The sequence below is a fragment of the Microbispora sp. NPDC088329 genome, from assembly GCF_040685655.1.
In the GTDB taxonomy this organism is placed as follows: domain Bacteria; phylum Actinomycetota; class Actinomycetes; order Streptosporangiales; family Streptosporangiaceae; genus Microbispora.
The window spans coordinates 58,067-76,097 of record NZ_JBFBIP010000020.1; the positions used below are offsets into that span (position 1 = coordinate 58,067).

At 71.9% G+C, this 18,031-nt stretch carries 18 protein-coding genes; 13 read left to right on the top strand and 5 right to left on the bottom strand.

The genetic code is table 11. The features are described from left to right. Window positions 1-24 precede the first annotated feature (24 nt). Window positions 25-597, bottom strand: a complete 573-nt coding sequence (locus AB0O28_RS30200; protein ID WP_363645944.1) for a TetR/AcrR family transcriptional regulator — start codon at window positions 595-597, stop codon at window positions 25-27. A 44-nt stretch (window positions 598-641) separates the two neighbouring features. On the opposite strand from AB0O28_RS30200, the gene AB0O28_RS30205 reads away from it, so the two are divergent. Further along, the gene (locus tag AB0O28_RS30205; RefSeq protein WP_363645945.1) at window positions 642-1,808 is read left to right on the top strand and encodes a serine hydrolase; all 1,167 of its coding nucleotides are present in this window, start codon (window positions 642-644) and stop codon (window positions 1,806-1,808) included. A gap of 112 nt (window positions 1,809-1,920) precedes the next feature. Here AB0O28_RS30205 and AB0O28_RS30210 read toward each other — a convergent pair whose 3' ends face one another. Further along, window positions 1,921-2,259 (bottom strand): CopG family transcriptional regulator, encoded by a 339-nt coding sequence (locus AB0O28_RS30210; RefSeq protein ID WP_363645946.1) that lies wholly within the window; start codon window positions 2,257-2,259, stop codon window positions 1,921-1,923. 121 nt (window positions 2,260-2,380) lie between these two features. On the opposite strand from AB0O28_RS30210, the gene AB0O28_RS30215 reads away from it, so the two are divergent. The 5 genes from AB0O28_RS30215 (at window position 2,381) to AB0O28_RS30235 (ending at window position 8,954) form a co-directional block, all read left to right on the top strand. Continuing rightward, window positions 2,381-3,028, top strand: coding sequence for a hypothetical protein (locus tag AB0O28_RS30215; protein WP_363645947.1), 648 nt, complete (start codon window positions 2,381-2,383; stop codon window positions 3,026-3,028). 9 nt (window positions 3,029-3,037) lie between these two features. Further along, entirely contained in the window at window positions 3,038-3,667 is a 630-nt protein-coding gene (locus AB0O28_RS30220; protein WP_363645948.1) for an ABC transporter ATP-binding protein, read from the top strand. Next, on the top strand, window positions 3,664-4,440 hold the full coding sequence (locus tag AB0O28_RS30225) for an ABC transporter permease (protein WP_363645949.1): 777 nt from the start codon (window positions 3,664-3,666) through the stop codon (window positions 4,438-4,440). Before AB0O28_RS30220 ends, AB0O28_RS30225 begins: the two co-directional genes overlap by 4 nt. Before the next feature lie 19 nt (window positions 4,441-4,459). After that, window positions 4,460-6,472: a polyprenyl synthetase family protein gene (locus AB0O28_RS30230; protein WP_363645950.1), complete on the top strand. Its 2,013-nt coding sequence runs from the start codon at window positions 4,460-4,462 to the stop codon at window positions 6,470-6,472. A gap of 79 nt (window positions 6,473-6,551) precedes the next feature. Further along, window positions 6,552-8,954, top strand: coding sequence for a LuxR C-terminal-related transcriptional regulator (locus AB0O28_RS30235; RefSeq protein ID WP_363645951.1), 2,403 nt, complete (start codon window positions 6,552-6,554; stop codon window positions 8,952-8,954). Here AB0O28_RS30235 and AB0O28_RS30240 read toward each other — a convergent pair. Next, window positions 8,939-9,700 (bottom strand): TetR/AcrR family transcriptional regulator, encoded by a 762-nt coding sequence (locus AB0O28_RS30240; protein ID WP_363645952.1) that lies wholly within the window; start codon window positions 9,698-9,700, stop codon window positions 8,939-8,941. The two genes, AB0O28_RS30235 and AB0O28_RS30240, sit on opposite strands and share 16 nt — an antisense overlap. 96 nt (window positions 9,701-9,796) lie before the next feature. Here AB0O28_RS30240 and AB0O28_RS30245 point away from each other — a divergent pair, with 96 nt between their 5' ends. The 5 genes from AB0O28_RS30245 to AB0O28_RS30265 all read left to right on the top strand — a co-directional run bounded on the left by AB0O28_RS30245 (window position 9,797) and on the right by AB0O28_RS30265 (window position 14,313). After that, the gene (locus AB0O28_RS30245; RefSeq protein WP_363645953.1) at window positions 9,797-10,636 is read left to right on the top strand and encodes an NAD(P)H-binding protein; all 840 of its coding nucleotides are present in this window, start codon (window positions 9,797-9,799) and stop codon (window positions 10,634-10,636) included. Between the two features lie 88 nt (window positions 10,637-10,724). Then, window positions 10,725-11,405 carry a GNAT family protein gene (locus AB0O28_RS30250; protein ID WP_363645954.1) on the top strand — a complete coding sequence of 227 codons (681 nt, stop codon included), beginning with the start codon at window positions 10,725-10,727 and terminating at the stop codon, window positions 11,403-11,405. A 133-nt stretch (window positions 11,406-11,538) separates the two neighbouring features. After that, window positions 11,539-12,102: a hypothetical protein gene (locus AB0O28_RS30255; RefSeq protein WP_363645955.1), complete on the top strand. Its 564-nt coding sequence runs from the start codon at window positions 11,539-11,541 to the stop codon at window positions 12,100-12,102. A gap of 154 nt (window positions 12,103-12,256) precedes the next feature. Then, on the top strand, window positions 12,257-12,688 hold the full coding sequence (locus AB0O28_RS30260) for a hypothetical protein (RefSeq protein WP_363645956.1): 432 nt from the start codon (window positions 12,257-12,259) through the stop codon (window positions 12,686-12,688). Then, on the top strand, window positions 12,685-14,313 hold the full coding sequence (locus AB0O28_RS30265; RefSeq protein WP_363645957.1) for a hypothetical protein: 1,629 nt from the start codon (window positions 12,685-12,687) through the stop codon (window positions 14,311-14,313). The genes AB0O28_RS30260 and AB0O28_RS30265 overlap by 4 nt, the downstream gene beginning before the upstream one ends. Before the next feature lie 22 nt (window positions 14,314-14,335). On the opposite strand, the gene AB0O28_RS30270 is transcribed toward AB0O28_RS30265, so the two are convergent. Further along, on the bottom strand, window positions 14,336-15,016 hold the full coding sequence (locus tag AB0O28_RS30270; protein WP_363645958.1) for a helix-turn-helix domain-containing protein: 681 nt from the start codon (window positions 15,014-15,016) through the stop codon (window positions 14,336-14,338). Window positions 15,017-15,114: 98 nt separating this feature from the next. On the opposite strand from AB0O28_RS30270, the gene AB0O28_RS30275 reads away from it, so the two are divergent. Beyond that, window positions 15,115-16,077, top strand: coding sequence for an NAD(P)-dependent alcohol dehydrogenase (locus AB0O28_RS30275; protein ID WP_363645959.1), 963 nt, complete (start codon window positions 15,115-15,117; stop codon window positions 16,075-16,077). Window positions 16,078-16,227: 150 nt separating this feature from the next. On the opposite strand, the gene AB0O28_RS30280 is transcribed toward AB0O28_RS30275, so the two are convergent. Next, the gene (locus AB0O28_RS30280; protein ID WP_363645960.1) at window positions 16,228-17,085 is read right to left on the bottom strand and encodes a helix-turn-helix transcriptional regulator; all 858 of its coding nucleotides are present in this window, start codon (window positions 17,083-17,085) and stop codon (window positions 16,228-16,230) included. 86 nt (window positions 17,086-17,171) lie between these two features. Between AB0O28_RS30280 and AB0O28_RS30285 the strand changes: the two genes are divergently transcribed. Then, on the top strand, window positions 17,172-17,954 hold the full coding sequence (locus AB0O28_RS30285; protein ID WP_363645961.1) for an SDR family oxidoreductase: 783 nt from the start codon (window positions 17,172-17,174) through the stop codon (window positions 17,952-17,954). Window positions 17,955-18,031 lie beyond the last annotated feature (77 nt).

Genomic DNA, 18,031 nt, shown 5'->3' on the forward strand with positions numbered 1-18,031 from the left:
GGGATCACGGAGGGGGCCGCGGGCCTACGGGGTGCGGAAGGGCTCGATGCCGGCCGTGATGAACGTGGCCAGGGCGCGGACGTCCTCGTCGAGCACTCCGGGCGGGTGGTGGGCGAACCGCTGCGACGCCTGCCCGGCCGCCATGCCGAGCACGCTGGTGGTGACGATGCGTTCGAGCCGTTCGACGTGCTCGCCGCCGACGCCCGCCTGCCGGAGCAGGTCGTGGATGTGCGCGCGGACCTCGCGTGCGGCCGCGGAGGCCGCCGGCCTGCTCAGCAGCAGGCTGAAGGCCGCCGGATGCCGCGACGCCACCGCCCGTGCACGGCCGGCGATGTGGACGAGCGCGTCCGGCCAGGCGTCACCCCCGGCCGCCGGCCCCGGCGCGGACACGCCCTCCATGATGTCGGCCATCAGCAGCTCGACGATGCCGTCCAGCAGATCGGCCTTGTTCGCGACGTGCCGGTAGAGCGCCATCGGCGTCACCGCCAGCCGCTTGGCGATCGAGTGCATGCTCACGGCCGGCACGCCGTCGGCGTCGGCGACGTCGAGCGCGGCGGCCAGGACCGCCGTGCGGTCGATCGTCTTCGGGCGTGGCACCGGGCACCTCCGAGAAGTGAATGTATATGGCATATACTTACGCTGTGCGACCGTACTTCCGCCGTGTGCCGCGGCACACCGGCTGGGTTCTCCCGCTGTCCGCCGTCGCGTTCGTCGTGGTCTTCCTGCTGATCATGGCCGATGGCGACGCCGCGTACGCGCTGCGGGTGCTGGTGCGTCAGGACTCGAGCATCACCGACGTCCAGTGGAAACGGCACAGCTCGGTGTCGCCGGCCACGACGCCCCGGCCGTGGCGGACGACCGGCGACTGCCCGATCCGCCGGTCGCTGCCCACCGAGAACGCGCAGAGCATCGTGGTCGTCCACGACGGCCGGCTGACGTGCGAGTGGTACGGCAACGGAGGGGCGCCCGATCGCCCGGCCGCCGCGTTCTCGGTGTCCAAGACGGTGATCTCGCTGCTCGTGTCACGGGCCGTCGCGGACGGCACGATCGGCGGTCTCGACATGCCCGTCACCCGGGCCGTTCCCGAACTGGGCGCCAGGGACCCCCGGTTCGCCGCCATCACGCTGGCCGACCTGATCGACATGCGCTCGGGCATCGCCTTCTCCGACGACATCTCGTTTCCCTGGCTCAACCGGGACTATCCGTCGGTCTACTACGCGACCGACCTGGCCAGGACCGTCGTCCGGCGGCCGGAGATCGTGAGCCCGCCGGGGCCGTTCACCTACAACGACTACGCGCCCAACCTCGTCGGTTTGGCGTACCGGCGCCTGACCGGCACCCTGCTCACGGGGCGACCACTGCAACGCCTGTGGAACGACATGGGCGCGGAGCATCCCGCCGAATGGTGCCTCGACGACCACGGATTCCCCTACCACGAGAGCGGTCTCGTGGTGACGGCCCGCGACCTCGCCCGGGTCGGTCAGCTCGTGCTCGACGGGGGCCGGGTCGCCGGACGCCGGGTAGCGCCCCCGGCGTTCCTGGATCGCAGCCTCGACCCGGCCAATCGTGCCCCCGTGACCACCTTCGCCGGCATCGGCGTCGGATACCGCAACGGATGGTGGATCCTCCCCCGCGGCGACGGCGGACGCGACCTCGCCGCGATGGGCGCACACGGTCAGATCATGGTGGTCTCCCCGTCCACCCGGACGGTGATCGTCCGCATGGGCGACGACTACCAGACCAACATCCAGATCGCCGCCACTCTCCAGAGACTGGCCGGCCGGTTGGCGTCCGTCACCCCCGCCTGATCATGCTTCTCGGCGCCGCCTCGCCGTGCGAGGCGCTGTGGCGCCGGCCCGGCAAGCCGCCGCGCCGGAAGGCAGGCGACCCGCGAACCCGAGACACCAGCCGGCTAGATGACTACGGTCCCGGCCTCGCGGAGAATGCTTTGACAATCGGCACTCTCGGCCGCGTTTTTGTCAGAAGCGGCGATGATCCCGGAGGTGTCCGCGATGACGATCGCCCGCCGGCAACTCCCTTGGTCACCGCCGAAGTGATCTCATCGTTGGCGACCGGCTCGCCGCTTCCCTCGAAGGTCGGCCAGTCGAGCGGTTCGCCCCACACGCGGTTCGCCGTCGCAGCCAAGTGGATGCCCTCGCGGATGATCTCCGCCTCGAGAATGCCCCGGCGCTTCGCGGCCTCCTTGATGAGAGCAAGGTCCTCAGGATCGGCGTATACGTTCGTTCTCTTCATGGACATGTACCAACGCTGACACACGTGCTTCCCCACTGAGAGGCGTGCGGGCGATGTCGAATCACCAGCCCTTCGTCACCGACTGTGATAGTTAGTTTGCCGAGAGCAATCACTCGGGGGGATGTCCATGAACGTTTCTCGATCTCGCGCGTACCTGGCCGCCGGTCTCGGCGCCGCCACGGCGGGGGTGCTGGGCCTGGCCCTGACGATCGTCCCGTCGGTCGCCGAGGGCGCGTCGGGCGGCCGCGGCGCGAGCACCAGGCCGGTCGCCGACCCCTCGCCGAAGCAGGCGGGCGGCCACACCGTGCTGACGTGCGCGGTCGGCACCAACGGTCAGCCGATCACCGCCGACCCGGCGGTCGGCAAGGACGCCCGCACGGTGACCGCCAAGGGAGCGCTGACGCTCACGGGCTGCGCCTCTCCCGACGGGAGCTTCCCCAACATCCGCTCCGGAACCGCCACCCTCCAGGGCAGCGCGCAGGCGTCCTGCACCGGCGTCCAGAACGTCACCGGCACGGGCACCATCACCTGGAAGGACGCCCAGGGCCAGACGCTGGGCACCTCCACGATCCGCCCCAACCTCGAAGCGATCAACGCGTACAACCCGGGCGACATGATGCTGGTCGGCGAGGTCACCGAAGGCAGGATGAAGGGCAAGCGGATCGCCGGGAAGGCCGCGCCGACCTCGGACGTCAGCCAGTGCTCCAGCAAGGGCGTGAGCAGCGTCCAGGGCAGCGGCACCGTCGCCTTCATCGCCGTCGACACACCGAAGTAGCGCGGTTCGATGCCGTCGGATGGGCCCGTGCTGCGGGTGCGGGACGTGCGGAAGGGCTACCGGGGCGGCCCGGTCCTGTGTGGAGTGGATCTCGATCTGCCGCCCGGCCGGGTGGTGGGGGTCGTCGGGGAGAACGGCGCGGGCAAGACCACGCTGCTGCGCGTCCTCGCCGGCGACCTGCGGCCGGACGGCGGATCGGTGCGCTCCACCGGGCGCGTCGGTCACTGCCCGCAGGAAACGGTGCTGCACGACGCGTTCACGGTCGAGCAGCATCTGCGGTTCTTCCAGGTCGCGTACGGCCTGGAGAGCCCGCACAGGGCCGAGGAGCTCCTCGACGCCCTGCGGTTCTCCGGCTCCCGCCGGGCCCGTCCCGCCACCCTGAGCGGCGGCACTCGGCAGAAGCTGAACCTCGTCCTGGCCCTGATGCACGACCCGGACGTGCTCCTGCTCGACGAGCCCTATCAGGGCTTCGACTGGGAGACGTACGTCCGGTTCTGGGACCTGGCCGAGGAACTGCGCGCACGTGGCCGCTCGGTGCTGGTGGTCTCCCACCTCGCGTACGACGTGGCCCGCCTCGACACGCTCCATCGGCTGGAGGGCGGCGTGCTGCGGATCGCGGACCGGACCGGCGCGTTATGAGACGCCGTTGGAGCTGCTACGCCACCGCCGTGCGGATGACGCTCGTGGAGCATCTGCGCAACCGGCTGGCTCTCGTGATCGTCGTGGGCTTCATCCCGGTGTGGGCGATCGTTATCTACGCCCTGTCCCTGGAGGTCGCCCTCCCCTTCCATCTTCGCGCCGCCGGCCGGGTCGTCACCCTGCCGGCCAACGTCCTCAACCAGCTGGCCGGAGCGCTGCAGATCTCGGCGCTGATCACCGGGTTCATGATGTTCGTGACCACGATGAACGCGGCGTCCTTCGATCGCCGCCTGGTGCGGTCCGGCTTCCCGCGGCTGTGCCTGATCGCGGCGAAGCTGACCGCGCTGGTGGCGGTCGCGCTCTGCGTCGCGCTCTACGCGACCGGCCTGATCTGCCTGACCCACCCGACCGCGCAACCCCTGCTGCTCGCCGCCGCGCTCTTCGGTGGGGCGCTCATCTACGGCGGGATCGGCGTCGCGCTCGCCGCGGTGCTGACCAGCGACCTGGCCGGTCTGGTCCTCGTCACCGTGATCTGCTCGGTGGACCTGGCCCTGCAGAGCCCGCTCGCCACTCCGGCCGCGGCCAGCGTCGTGGTGCGCTACCTGCCCGATTACGGACCGATGCAGTGGGCCGTCTCGTCCGTTGCTCTGCACACGACACCATGGAACGCCGCGGGCCCGGCCGTGTGCTGGGCGCTGGTCACGGCGGCCCTCGGCATCCGCGCGTTCGCGCACCGCACACGCGTACACCGGCCGGCCACGGCGCGTCCATGAGTCCTCGTCTGGAGTCCCCATGACATCGCAGTTCTTCCCCGCCTTGGAGACCGACCTGGGACGGGTGCGCGAGATCCTCGGCCTCGCAGGCGTACGGGGCCGGCCCGATCTCGCCACGCTCAGCAGGCAGCCGGGCGGCCACGGCCGCCTGATCCGGCCCACTTTGACCCTGCTTTCGTATTATCTGCTCGCCGGTGCGGAGCGGGCCGCCGGCGTCCGTGCCGTACGCGCGGCGGCGGCCGTCGAGCTGCTGCACATGGCGTCGCTCTATCACGACGACGTCATCGACGACGCGCGGCAGCGCAGGGGCGGGCCGAGCGTCAACAGCGTGTGGGGCGCGCGCATGGCGGTCCTGGCCGGCGACCTCCTGGTCGTCAACAGCAGCCGGATGCTCGCCGAGCTGGGCGAACGCGAGGCGCTCGTGGCCGCCGAGGCCGGCGAACGCGCCTGCACGGGTGTCATCGCCGAGACCGCCGACCGCTTCCTGCTCTCCCGCACCGAAGAGTCCTACATGGAGGTGACCGGCGCCAAGACGGCGGAGCTGCTGTCCCTGGCCTGCCGGCTGGGCGCCATGCAGGCCGGGCGGGGACCGGAGGAGGAGCATGCGCTGGCGCGGTTCGGCTGGCATCTCGGCATGGCCTACCAGATGCGCGACGACATCCTCGACCTGACCGCGACGTCCGGGCACCTGGGGAAACCGGCCAACTCCGACATCGTGGAGGGCGTCTACACCCTCCCCGTGATCAGGGCGCTGGCCCGCGAGCCCGAGCTCGCCCGGCTGCTGCGCCGCGGTCTGACGGCGGCCGACGCCGAGACCGCCCGGCGACTGGTCCTGTCCAGCGGAGCCGTGGACGAGGCGCGCCGGGTCGCCGACGCCCACATGGAGGCGGCGGTCCGGCGACTCGACGGCCTCGGCGATCCGCGGTCGCGTGAGGCGCTGGCCGGCTACGCGCGCTCGGTCATGAGCACGGGCGGACCGGCTGGCCCGGCCCTCGTCACCGTGCCCGCACAGTCACCCTCACCGGCACCGGCACCGGCCGGTGTCCCCGGGCTGATGCGGCAGCGGGTGCAGGAGCGGCTGGACGCCTGGTTGGTGGAGACCGGGCTCGCCGCCACGCCGGAGGAGGCCCGTCATCCGCGATGGGGCGGCATGGCCGGGGCCGCAGCGCGAATGTGGCCGGGCGCCGACGCCGAGCAGGTCGAGACGCTGGCCCGGTGGATGCTGGTGTGCTACGTGCTCGACGACCTCCTGGAGGACCCGGAGCTCACCGATCCCGGAGAGGTCGTCCGGCTGCGGCAGCGGCTAACCCTGCTCATCCGCGGGCTCGGCCACACCCCACGGGCCGGTGGGGCGGTCGCCACCGCTCTGGCCCGGGCGTGGGCGGGGATCCGCCCGATGCAGCCGCCCTCGTGGCGGGCACGCGCCCTGGACCACCTCGCGGACTGGCTGGCGGCGTGCGAACGCGAGGCGTGCCATCGGCTCAGCGGGTTCGTCCCCAGCCTGCGCGACCAGCTCCCGCTGCGCCTGCGCAGCGCCGGGCCCGACCTCGCCCTGGACCTCTTCGAGGTGACGTACGGCGGGCGGATCGACCCGGGCGTGCGTGACCATCCGCTCTTCCGGCGGGCGCTCGACCTCGGGCTGGCCACCGCGCTCGCGGAGAACGACCTGCGGACCCTGGAACAGGACGAGGCCATCGGCGCCCCCTACAACCTGGTCAGGGTGCTCCGCCACGAGACCGGCCGCACCAGGCAGGAGGCGATCGACGAGGTGACCCGGCAGGTCGAGGACGGCCATGCCCAGCTCGACGCCATGCTCGCCTCGGCTCCCGCGCTGCTGCGGGCCGCCGCGGGCGACACCGCCCCCGGGCCCGACTTCGGTCTCCTGCACCTCATCCAGGAGCGGCTCCCCAGTTGGCGCGGTCTGCACGGCACCGACCGCTACAGCCGTACGGCCACCGGAAGCGGACCCGACCTGGCCCGGCTGCGCCGGGAGATCCTGCTCGATCGCGCCGAGGCCGGCGCGGCACGCTGACGCCGCCCTGCCGAGCGCTCCCGTCGAGGCGCGCAGGGAGCGTTTGACCTGGTAGTTCGTCCCCATTTAGCGTGAAGTGGTGGCCACCAGCGCGCCGCTCACGCGTCGGGTCGGCAACCTTCCGGCCGAGCTGACGAGTTTCGTGGGCCGCAGGCGGGACCTCACCGAGATTCGCCGGTTGCAGAACGTCTCGCGCCTGGTGACCCTGACGGGAGCGGGGGGCGTCGGCAAGACCCGCCTCGCTCTGCGGGCCGCCGCCGAGCAGCACCGGGCGTTCGACGCGGTCTGGCTGATCGACCTGGCCGCCCTCGACGACCCGGAGCTGGTCACCGAGACGGTGGCGGCGACCATGGGCGTGCGGGACCAGTCGGAGAAATCCTCCGTCACCTCGCTGATCCAGGCGCTGTCGGCACAGCGGACGCTGCTCGTGCTCGACAACTGCGAGCACCTGCGAGACGCCTGCGCGACGCTCGCCGACCGGCTCCTGCGGGCCGTACCCGATTTACGGATCATCGCCACCAGCCGCCAGTCGCTCGGCATCATGGGCGAGCACCAGATGAAGGTGGCGCCGCTCCCGCTTCCCGAGCCGGACCGGCGGCTCCCGGGCGAAGCGCTGGAGCTGTACGACGGAGTCCTCCTGTTCCTGGAGCGGGCGGCGGCCGTCGTGCCCGGGTTCCACCTGACAGCGGACAACAAGGACGCCGTGGTCGAGCTGTGCCGCCGGCTGGACGGGATCCCGCTGGCGATCGAACTGGCCGCCGTACGGCTGAGGGCGCTGTCGGTCGACGCGCTGCTCGAACGACTCGACAACAGGTATGGCCTGCTGGCGAGCGGGAGCCCGACCCTCGCCCCGCGCCAGCGGACCCTGCACGCACTGGTGGACTGGAGCTTTCAACTGCTCTCCCCGCCCGAGCGCACGCTGTGCAGCCGTGTTTCGATCTTCCCCGGCCACTTCGATCTCGCAGCCGTGGAGGCGGTCTGCACCGGCGGCGGCATCGAACAGCACGACGTGCTCGATCTGATCGACGCGCTGCTGGACAAGTCGCTACTGCTGCGTGAGGAGCACGAGGGCCAGGTCCGCTACCGCATGCTGGAGACGCTGCGGGAGTTCGGCAGGCATCGGCTGGAGGGGCCCGGCGAGCGGCGGGCGCTGGCCCGGCGCCATCGCGACCACTACCTCCGCCTGGTCGAGCGGGCGGTGGCCGAATGGTTCGGCCCCGCCCAGTTGACGTGGTACACCCGGTTGCGGCTGGAGCTGGCACATCTGCGCGCGGCCATGGAATTCTGCCTCGACGAGCCCGGCGAGGCGGAGACCGGGCTGCGCATGGCCGCGCTCCTGTTCGATCCCCTCTGGATGCCCAACGCGTTCTACAGCGAGGGCCGTTACTGGCTCGACCGGTTGCTGAAGGCGGCTCCGGCGCTGACCGCCGTACGGGCCGAGGCCCTGTGCACCGCCGCGCACTTGGCGTTCATGCAGGCCGACCCGACGACGGGGGAGCTTCGCATCGGCGAGGGCCGGGCGCTGGCCGAGAAGCTGGGCGACACCAGGATCCTGGCCTGGGCGTCGCTGATCGCCGGCATAGCGAGGCACCAGAGCGGCGACCACGCGCGGGCGGCCGTCCTCCTGGAGGAGGCCGTCGCGGGGCTCGCCGCCGCCGGGGAGGGCATCGCTCTCGTCGTCGGCCTCTTCGCGCTCGGGGCCGCGGTCGGCTACCTGGGCGACTCGGAACGGGCGGCGCTGTTACTCGAGCGCAGTCTCGCGATCGCCGAGCGCCATGGTGAGCGCTGGATCCGGTCCTGGGTGCTGACCGTGTACGCCATCCAGGCCTGGCAGCGGGGGGACACCGCCCGGGCGAAGTCTTTGGCCCGGGAGAGCCTGCGGATCGGCCGCGGCTTCGACGACCGTCTCGCCATCGGGACCTCGATGGAGGCGCTCGGCTGGATCACGCAGAGCGAGGGCCGGCACACCGCCGCCGCCCGCATGTTGGGCGCCGCGGTGGGGGTGTGCCGGACGGCCGGAATCAGCCCCTTGTGGATGACGCAGCACGGCGAGTTCCACGAGCGGTGTGTGCACGCGCTCCGGGCGCCGATGGGCGAGCGGGCCCTCGACCGCGCGCTGCGCCAGGGCGCGCGGTTGACGCTCGACGACGCCATCGCCGAGGCGCTCGGCGAGCCGGCGGACGCGCGCGGAATCGAGGACCGTGGCGAGGAACCGCAGGAGGCCGCCGTACCGGAGACGTCACCGCTGACCAGGCGCGAGAGCGAGATCGCCGAGCTGATAGCCCAGGGAATGAGCAACCGGGACATCTCCTCGGCACTCGTCATCGCCCTCAGAACCACGGAGGGCCACGTCGAGCACATCCTGACCAAGCTCGGCTTCAACTCCCGCGCCCAGATCGCCGCCTGGGTGACCGCACGCAGGGCAGGCGGTCAGGACGGCCGGGATCGCGGCGAAGCCACGCCGCCTCACCGTTCACGCTGAGGAACGCGCCGGTTCGCGGCGAGACGGTCGAGCCATTCGCCGAGCACGTGACGTTCGCCGTCGGTCAGGGCCGTGGCATCGGGCAGCGCGGCGCGCAGCGCCATCGCGGCCGCGGCGGGTCCGGGGGTCTCGACCGCGGGAGCGTCGGTGGTGATGGCGGCGATCGCCGCGTCGCGTGCCACCTCGGACAGTCGCGGGTCACGCTCCTCCGCGGGCATGGCGAGCAGGGCGAAGACCGTGCCGCAACCCGCGGCGTGCACGACGTCGGCCGCGAGGCGCTCGCCGACCTTCAGCCTGCCTGCGGCGGCGATCGCGCGGATGCGCTCCCCCAGCATGCGGAAGGCGGCGACGGCGGCGGGCGACCTCCGTCCCGGCGTGGGATCGCCGTACATCAGCGAGAACAGGGCGGGGTTCGCCAGCCCGAAGCCGACGTGCAGGTCCCATCCGGCCCGCAACCCTTCGACCGGGTCGGCGGCGGGCGGGCCGGCCTTCTTGTCCCGGAGGTATGAGCGGAAGCCATGCTCGGCGACCGCCTCGAGCAGGCCCTCCTTGTCGCCGAACAACCTATAGATCGTCGGCGCCTGGGTTCCCGCGGCGGCGGCCACCGCCCTGGTCGAGAGGGCGTCGCGCCCGCCGCTCGCGAGCAGCCGCGCCGCCACCGACACGATGTGCGCCCGCGTCCTGTCGCGGCCACTCTCCATCTCGCTCGCCGTCTCGCTCGCCGTCTCGCTCTCGGGTTCGCTCACGATTCCAACGATAGCAGCAATTTGATATCAGTGATTTTCCAGTGTTAGCGTGCTCTCGATATCACCGATAGCACACCGACAACACGGGAGATCGCCATGATCATCGTCTCCGGAGCGACCGGTCAGCTCGGCCGCGGCGTCGTCGAGCACCTGCTCGCACGCATCCCCGCCGACCGGATCGGCGTCAGCGTCCGCGACACTTCAAAAGCCGAGGACCTCACCCAGCGCGGCGTACGCGTCCGGCGCGGCGACTTCGACGACCCCGCGAGCCTGGCGAACGCGTTCGAGGGCGCGTCGCGGGTGCTGATCGTCTCCGGTCCGGCCGACGCCCGTCCGCACCGTACGGCGATAGAGGCGGCCAGGGCGGCGGGCGCCGAGCGGATCGGCTACACCAGCCACATGGGCGCGAACCCGGCCTCGCCCTTCCTTCCGATGCCGTCGCACGCCGAGACCGAGCAGGACCTGCGTGCGTCCGGGGTCGCGTTCACCGCGCTGCGCAACGGCTTCTACGCGACCACCGCGATCCAGCTCGTGCAGCAGGCGCTCCGGACCGGCACGCTCGTCGCGCCGGAGGACGGCCCGGTCTCCTGGACCGCCCACGCCGACCTCGCCGAGGCGGCCGCCGTCGCGCTGACCGAGGAGGGCCGGCTCGACGGGATCACGCCGCCGCTGACCGGCCCCGAGGCGCTCGACCTCACCGACGTCGCCGCGATCGCCTCCGATCTGACGGGACGCGAGATCACCCGCGTCACCGTCCCGGACGAGGAGTGGGTCGCGGGCATGGTGGCGCGCGGCGTTCCCGAGCAGCAGGCCCGGTTCCTGCTGGGCATGTTCGAGGCCAGCCGCCGAGGAGAGTTCGCCGAGGTCGGCCCGGCGCTCGGGGAGCTGCTCGGCCGCGAGCCGACCGCGCTCCGCTACCTGCTCGCGAACCGATAAGGGGTTGTCCGCCGGGCCGGAACCGCGCGACGCTGCGGCTGTGAACGAAAACCGGCGAAAATTGACCGATGCTCACGGCGTCGCGGTGATGAGCTACCTGAAAGGCGAGCGTGACGGCCTCCCCTGGGCTTACGCGATCGAGGACATCGGCCCGGACGCCGCCGAGGCGATCACGTCGCGGCTTCGGGGCTGGGCCGTCTCGGCGCCGATCGAGCTCGGCCGCACGCTGCTGGAGCGAGGCGGCCGGCTGCTGCGGCACATGACCGTGATGCAGTGTGATCTGCCGATCGCCCGGCCCGTCGAGGCCGCCGCTCCGGACGGCTTCCGGGTGGTTTCCTGCGACCGGGCGCCCGCCGACATCTTCCCGGCGTGGTTCGCGGCCTACCCGCCCGGCCATCCCGACCACCGTCCCCGGGACGGCGAGAAGGCCCTGAACGAAGAGCTCGTTCCACTGCTCAACGGCGAGATGATCGGTCCCCTGCTGGCGTGCAGCGTCCTCGCCGTACGGGGCGGCTCTCCCGGCGAGGTGGTGGGCGGCGTCATCGTCACCGACTCGGACCGGGGGCCGTGGGTCGCTGATGTGTTCCGGCACCCGGAGCGGTCGCCGCGGGGTCTCGGCACGGTCATGCTGTCGGCGGCCCTGGCCCGCGCCGGGGCGGACGGTCTGCCCTGTCTCGGTTTGGTGGTCACCGAGGGCAACCCCGCCCGCCGCGTGTACGAGAGGCTCGGGTTCCGCGTGATCGACACCACCCTGACGGTTCAGATCTGACGCCTGCCGCTCCGAGGAAACTTTCATCGGCCGGGCTCGCCCACCTGCCGCTCCGCGCTTCCCACGCCGTCACGGATGGCCGCCGGGCACCAGCGAATCTACTTATGGGTGAAGCGGCGAACAGGAGGCGCGAATGGCGCAGCACGAGGAAACGTACGGCGGAAACCGGCGTGGACGGCTCGCCGGCCGATCGATGATCGTGGGAGCGCTCGTCGCGGCGGGGATCGGCCTCGGCCCGGCCGCGGCCCACGCCGACACCTGGCGGACGGCGACCGCCACGGCATGGGGTCAGACCCAGACCACCGCGTCGGCCGCGGCCCAGGCCGGCGCCCGTGGCGAGCTCACCAGACTGGCCGCTCAGCTGGGAGAGGTCTGCACGAACGTGACCTCGTCGGCCACCCTCCAGTACGCCGTTCCCAGCGGGGGCGGTTACGTGTACGGCGGGACGGCGACCGGCCTGTGCGCGCCGGCGTCCCCGTCTCCCTACACCGTGCCGCGCAGCGCGACTGGTCGCGGTCAGGGCAGCACATCCTCGGCGGCCACGCAGAACGGCGCGGCGGCGGCACGCACCGCCATCCTCGCGGCCGGCGCCGACTGCACCGGCTACCAGACGACCGGCGTGACCACCGTGTACGCGACTCCTGACAGCAGCTGGTACATCTACGACGTCACGGTGTCCGCTCTCTGCGTGCAATAGGTCCTGCCTGCGGAGCCGGCCGCGTCCGGGGCGTTATCCGGCGTAATTCCCTTCGGGCTCTCTCGTTTTCCGGGTCGATTTCCCTGTCGCGAAATTCGGCGACCTCACCAAGTCCACGGATAAAGTGTCAGGAAACCGTGTGAGGAGGCCGGAAGTGTTGGTCGACTGGCTGGCGGCGGTGGCCGCGGCGGGCGGCACCGCGGTGGTGCAGGCCGCGGGCACGGACGTGTGGGTGACTGTGCGGCAGCGGGTCGCGCGGGTGCTCGGCCACGACGATCCCGAGCGTGAGCAGGCGGAACTGACGCGGCTGGATCAGACCGCGACGGATCTCGCCTCGCTCGCGCCGGGGGAGGCGGCCTTGGTACGGGCACGGCAGGAGGCGTCCTGGACGACCCGATTCGAGATGCTGCTGGAAAGTCTCGACGAGGCCGGACGCGAACGGGTCGCCCGCGAGCTGAACGACATCGCCGACCAGGCCCGGCAGGCGTCAGTGGGGGGAGTGTCGGGGAACGTCTTCCATGGACCGACCGCATTCCAGGTCGGGGACCACAACCATCAGGACAACCACTTCGGGCCGGGGGCATGACCCGCGACTCCGAATCAGGAAGAGACGGATTATCGGGAAACGTCTTCCACGGCCCGGCCCCTTTCCAACTCGGCGATCGCAACGTCCAGATCAACCACATCCACCAGCCGGCGCCGCAGGGCCGCCCGCTGGTCCTCGCGGGTGCGGCGGTTACGACCCGAGAGGAACTGGCCGCCGCCATCCGCGGCGACTGGGCCGCGGCGAGGCGTCAGTTCTTCGAGGGAGCGGCCACGCCCGGTGCGCCCTCCGACGGCTGGCGCGGCCTTCTGTCCTGGCTGCACGAGCTCGACGGTCTCACCGCCGATGACCTCACCGCTCAGATCGAACTCGTCGACCATCGGCTCCGGGACGACGGACTCCCGGCTGACCTGAAACTGCTTCACCTGCTGGGCTGGCTCGATCCGGAGGGAGAAGCCGTCTGGCGAGGGACGGTGGTGACCGCGGAGTCGCTTTCCGAGGCGCTCAGGATCGGTCGCCTGCGAGAAAGCGGCCCCGAACGGGAGCTCTACCGCGACCTCTGCGAAGGCGGCCTGCTGGACGCCCTCTCCGCGTTCACGGTGCTGAGCGCGCTGCGCGGAACGCAACGGGCCTGGGACGAGGTCTGGGATTCGTGGCGGCGGTTGGCCGCCAAGGTTCCCGGGCTACCGCCCGAAGCCCGGGAGTGGGCCGAGAGCGGGGCGCGCGGACTGCTGTTGGCGGCTCTTCTGCCCTATTCGGAGAGCAGGGCGTGGTTGCGCGCCGGCTGCGAGCGCGTGACGCCGCCCCCCGCCGGTGAGATCGAGTGGTACGACTGGTTGCGCGCGCGGGGCGGCGACTCGGACACCCCTGTCGGATGGCTCGTGCGCGCCGACTTCACCGCTTTCGCCGCGGCCCAGGCCGAACAACAGCGTCACCAGGCGGCAGCCGACCGGCAGCACCAGCGGGTGATGAGCGCGCTGGACTCCGCCTCGGCTCTGCGGGATCGGCAGTGGGCCGACTATGAGAGCCGGCGGCTGTCGCCCACCGCCCGGATGGAGGCGGTCGTCCGCGCGGCTCTGTGGCTCGGGACCTGGGGCGCGGCCACGATCCCGCTGCCCTGGATCATATGGGGCTGGGCTCGTCCGGACATCGCCACGACGCTGTCCTGGTATCTCGTCGCGCTGACCCTGGCGGCGTACGCGGGCCTGCTCCCGCGAGTCGTACGGCTCGGCGCGGCGTACCGGCCTCCGCTGCGGCGCCTGCGCGCGTGGAGCGAGCAGGCCCGGACCGACCGCGCGAGCGTCCGGAGGGGTCTGATCAGAGCCGGCGGCGTGGCCGGAGCCGTCCTGATCCTCGGGGTGCTCGTGCACGACGTCGGCTCCATAGTGACGACGGTCCTCCTCATTCCCCTGCTGGCCGCGGCGTTCCACTTCGCCCGCATCGGGGCCGTGCACGACTGGGCGGACGAGCATCGGGAACGCCTGCGGGACTACACGTCCAAGCGGCCCGGCTCCGGCGGGATCCCTCAGGGCGTCGCGCGTGGTGTTCGCTCGCCGTCGGCCAGAGTCCGGGCCGACGCCTATCAGGCGTACATGCGGCAGTTCATGGGCCTCGACCATGGCGGGAAGGACGAGACCGACCGCGAGAACGGCCGCCGCGACCGCTGACGGGGCGGCGTCGGCTCCCGCGTCAGGCCCTGGAGGGGCGCTGTCTCTGGGAGCCGTCGACCTCGAGCGGGAGATTGCGCAGCGACAGAGCACTCGGCGGAGGCAGGGCCCCGTGAGCCGCCTCGGTGCGGAACGACTGGAGCAGGTACGCCACCAGGCGCCGGGACGCGGCACTGTCATGCGGCAGCGCGGTGACCAGACCACAGTGGGACAACAGGGCCACGGCGAGGTCGGAAGGGTGGAAATCGGCCCGTAGCGCACCCGCTGCCTGGGCTCTGCGGACCAGGGTCATGAGGTCCTGCTCAGCCCGCTCCCGGGCCTGGGTGTGTTCCGCCATACTGCCCGGGAAGGCCGCGACGAACGCGGCCGGGAAGCCCTGTTCCTTCCGCTGAAGCTCGCAGACCGTCTCGAACAGCCGCTGGAAGCCCCGCCAGGGGTCGGGGTCGGCCAGCGCCTCGGTGAGCACCCGGGCGCAGGTCTCCATCTGCTGCGCGAACGCGGCCCGCACCAGGGCGTCGCGGGTCGGAAAACGCCGGTACAACGTCGCCACGCCGACCCCGGCCCGCCGGGCCACGGTCGCCATCGGCGCGTCGATCCCGTGCTCGGCGAAGACCGCACGGGCGGCGACGAGGATGCGGCCCCGGTTGCGCCGGGCGTCGGCCCGCAGCCCCGGGCCGGCGATTCGAGAGGAATCCTCCACCACTGTCTCTCACTTCCGATCCAAACGGACGGTGTCGTCCACTTATGAGCCTACGCTCGGGGCCAGACTCCGCACGGCCACTGGTGGCGAAGGTGAGAACGATGGACGACCGCACGATGAGAGCAGTGCTTTTCGACCGCTTCGGCGGCCCCGAGGTGCTGTACGTGGGCCGGGTGCCACGCCCCGAACCGGCGCCCGGCGAGGTGCTCGTACGGGTGCGCGCGTTCAGCGTCAACGGCGGCGAAACGGCGGCCCGTAGCGGCAGCCTCCGTCTCCTCACCGGGCGGAGGTTCCCGCAACGCGTCGGGGTGGACTTCACCGGAGAGGTCGCCGCGCTCGGCGCAGGGACGACGGACGTCGCGGTCGGCGACCGCGTGTGGGGCATCGTGGGCCGCACCGGATTCGGCACCGCCGCCGAGTATGTGACCGTCCGGGCCGAGCGGCTCGGCCGCGTCCCGGACGGGCTGGATCTCGTGGAAGCCGCCGCACTGCCGGTGGCGACCACGGCCATCACGGCGCTGCGCGACAAGGCCGGACTGCGCCCCGGCGAACGACTGCTCGTACGCGGCGCCGCGGGCGGCGTCGGCAACGCCGCCGTCCAGCTCGGACGGGCATACGGCGCCGAGGTCACGGCCCTGGCCCGCGCCGCCAACCTCGACTTCGTCCGTACGCTCGGCGCCCACCACGTCATCGACCACCGGACCGTCTCACCGGAGGATCTGGGCCCGTTCGACGTGGTCCTCGACACCGCGGGCACCGACCTGCGGGCCTTCCGGCGCCTGCTGGCGCCCGGCGGACGCATGGTCACCATCGCCTTCGACCTGACACGGCTCGCCGCCTCACTCGGCTACATCGCCGCCAGCGCCGTACACGGACGCGGCCGGGTGCGCTTCTTCAGCGGCAACCCCAAGCGGGCACTCTTCGACGACCTCGCCCGCGAGGTGGCGGAGGGGAGACTGCGCCCCGCGGTGGACAGGTGCTTCCCGCTGGAGGAGACGGCGGCGGCGCACCGGGCGCTGGAGGCGGGCGGGGTGCGGGGCAAGTACGTCGTCAGGGTCGGCTGAAGGCGGATCCCGGCCTGGTACGAGCCCGGTCACGAGCCCGTCCGGGTCCGCCACCCCGGGGAGTCCCCGGTGCCCGCGGGGCAGGCGAGCACCGTGCGAGCACACCGAATCGGCCGATGGTCTCTGCCGCCCATCGCGACGTGGAGCAGGTCAGGGCGCCGTGTTGAGGGTCTTACTCTCGGTGGCGAGCATGTTCAGCAGAGCCAGCGCGTCCGCGTCACGCGATCCCCGTGGCGTGGTGTAGAGCACGAGGTGCTGGTCGCGGTCCGTGAGTTTGAGAGAGTCGCAGTCGAGGGTGATCTCCCCGACGGCCGGATGACGGAAGGTTTTCGTCTGCGTGTGCGCCGCCTGCACGTCGTGCCGCTCCCAGAGCCGGGTGAACTCGGAACTGCCGTCGCGCAGTTCCTCGACGAGACCCGTCACCGCGGGGTCCGACGGATAGCGGGCGAGGGTGGACCGGAGTTCCATGACGACATGGTGCCGAAACTCGGCGGCGTCGGAGATGCCGTACATCGTCTCGTCAGGCCGCGTCGGCCCGAGGAACGCCTTACGTGCGAGGTTGCGGTCTTCGGGGGCGAGCGCGGCGAAGTCTTCCATCAGGGCTGCCGCGAGATCGTTCCAGGCGAGCACCTCGAACGTCGCGGAGATCACGAAACCGGCCGTCTGCGGAAGCCGCTCGAGGAGCGCGAGGATGCTCGGGCGCACGTCCCGCCGGTGCAGTCCGGTGTGGATCGGCGCGGTGCCCGCGAGGACGTGGAGGTGGTCGGACTCGGCGTCCGTGAGCCGCAGCGCGCCGGCGATCCCGGCGAGGACCTCGCCCGAGGGCCGCGGCGCCCTGCCCTGTTCGAGCCGCACGTAGTACTCGGTGGAGATGTGCGCGAGGACCGCCACCTCCTCGCGGCGGAGGCCTGGCGTCCTGCGTCGGGAGCCCGAAGGGAGACCGACGTCCTCCGGCCGGAGCCGCTCGCGACGGCTACGGAGAAATGTCCCAAGCTCGTGCTTGTCCATATCTCAAGTGTGCACGCTGCGCGGACGCTCATCGTGGTACCGCCTGTGCCTGTATGCGGGCCCCCGGGACCGCGCACGCTGGCGGCATGACAAACGACATCGACACCGCGCCCGTCGGCCTGCTCACCGGCAAGGTCGTGTTCATCACCGGCGCGAGCCGCGGCATCGGCGAGGCCGCGGCCCGGCTCTTCGCCCGGGAGGGCGCCGCCGTCGTCCTCGCCGCCCGTGACACCGGCGCCCTCGACCGCGTCGTCGCCGAGATCCGCGCCGGCGGAGGCGTCGCCGACGCCGTCACCATGGACCTCGCCGACCGCGAGAGCATCCGCGCCGCCGTCGACCGTGTCGAGAAGCTGCACGGACGGCTCGACGGCGCGTTCAACAACGGCGCGGTCATCCAGCAGCCCGGCCCGCTCGACACCACGAGCGACGAGGACATCGACCAGCAGTTCACGGTGAACTTCCGCGGGCACTGGACCGCCATGACCGCCGAGGCCGCACTCATGCGGCGCAACGGCGGCGGGGCGATCGTCAACACCTCGAGCATCGGCAGCCGCCGCGCGAACCCCGTCCTTCCCGCGTACGGCGCGATGAAGCGCGCGCTCAACAGCATCACCGAGACCGCCGCGGTGACCTGGGCCCGTGAGGGCATCCGGGTCAACGGCATCACCCCCGGCGGCACCGCCACGGAGATGATGGAGAAGTGGGAGGCAGTGACTCCCGGCATCATCGAGGCCAACAACGCGGCGACACCGCTCGGCCGGATGGCCGAGCCCCGCGAGGTCGCCGAGGTGGCCGCGTGGCTGCTCAGCGACAGAGCCTCCGTGGTGACCGGCGCGATCGTTCCGGTCGACGGCGGCGCCGGCGCCTGAAAGCGTCGACGGCGCCGCCGTCGGTGGCCCGGCCCGGCGGCGGTCAATAAGATCCCGTACTGACCTGACAATCGGGG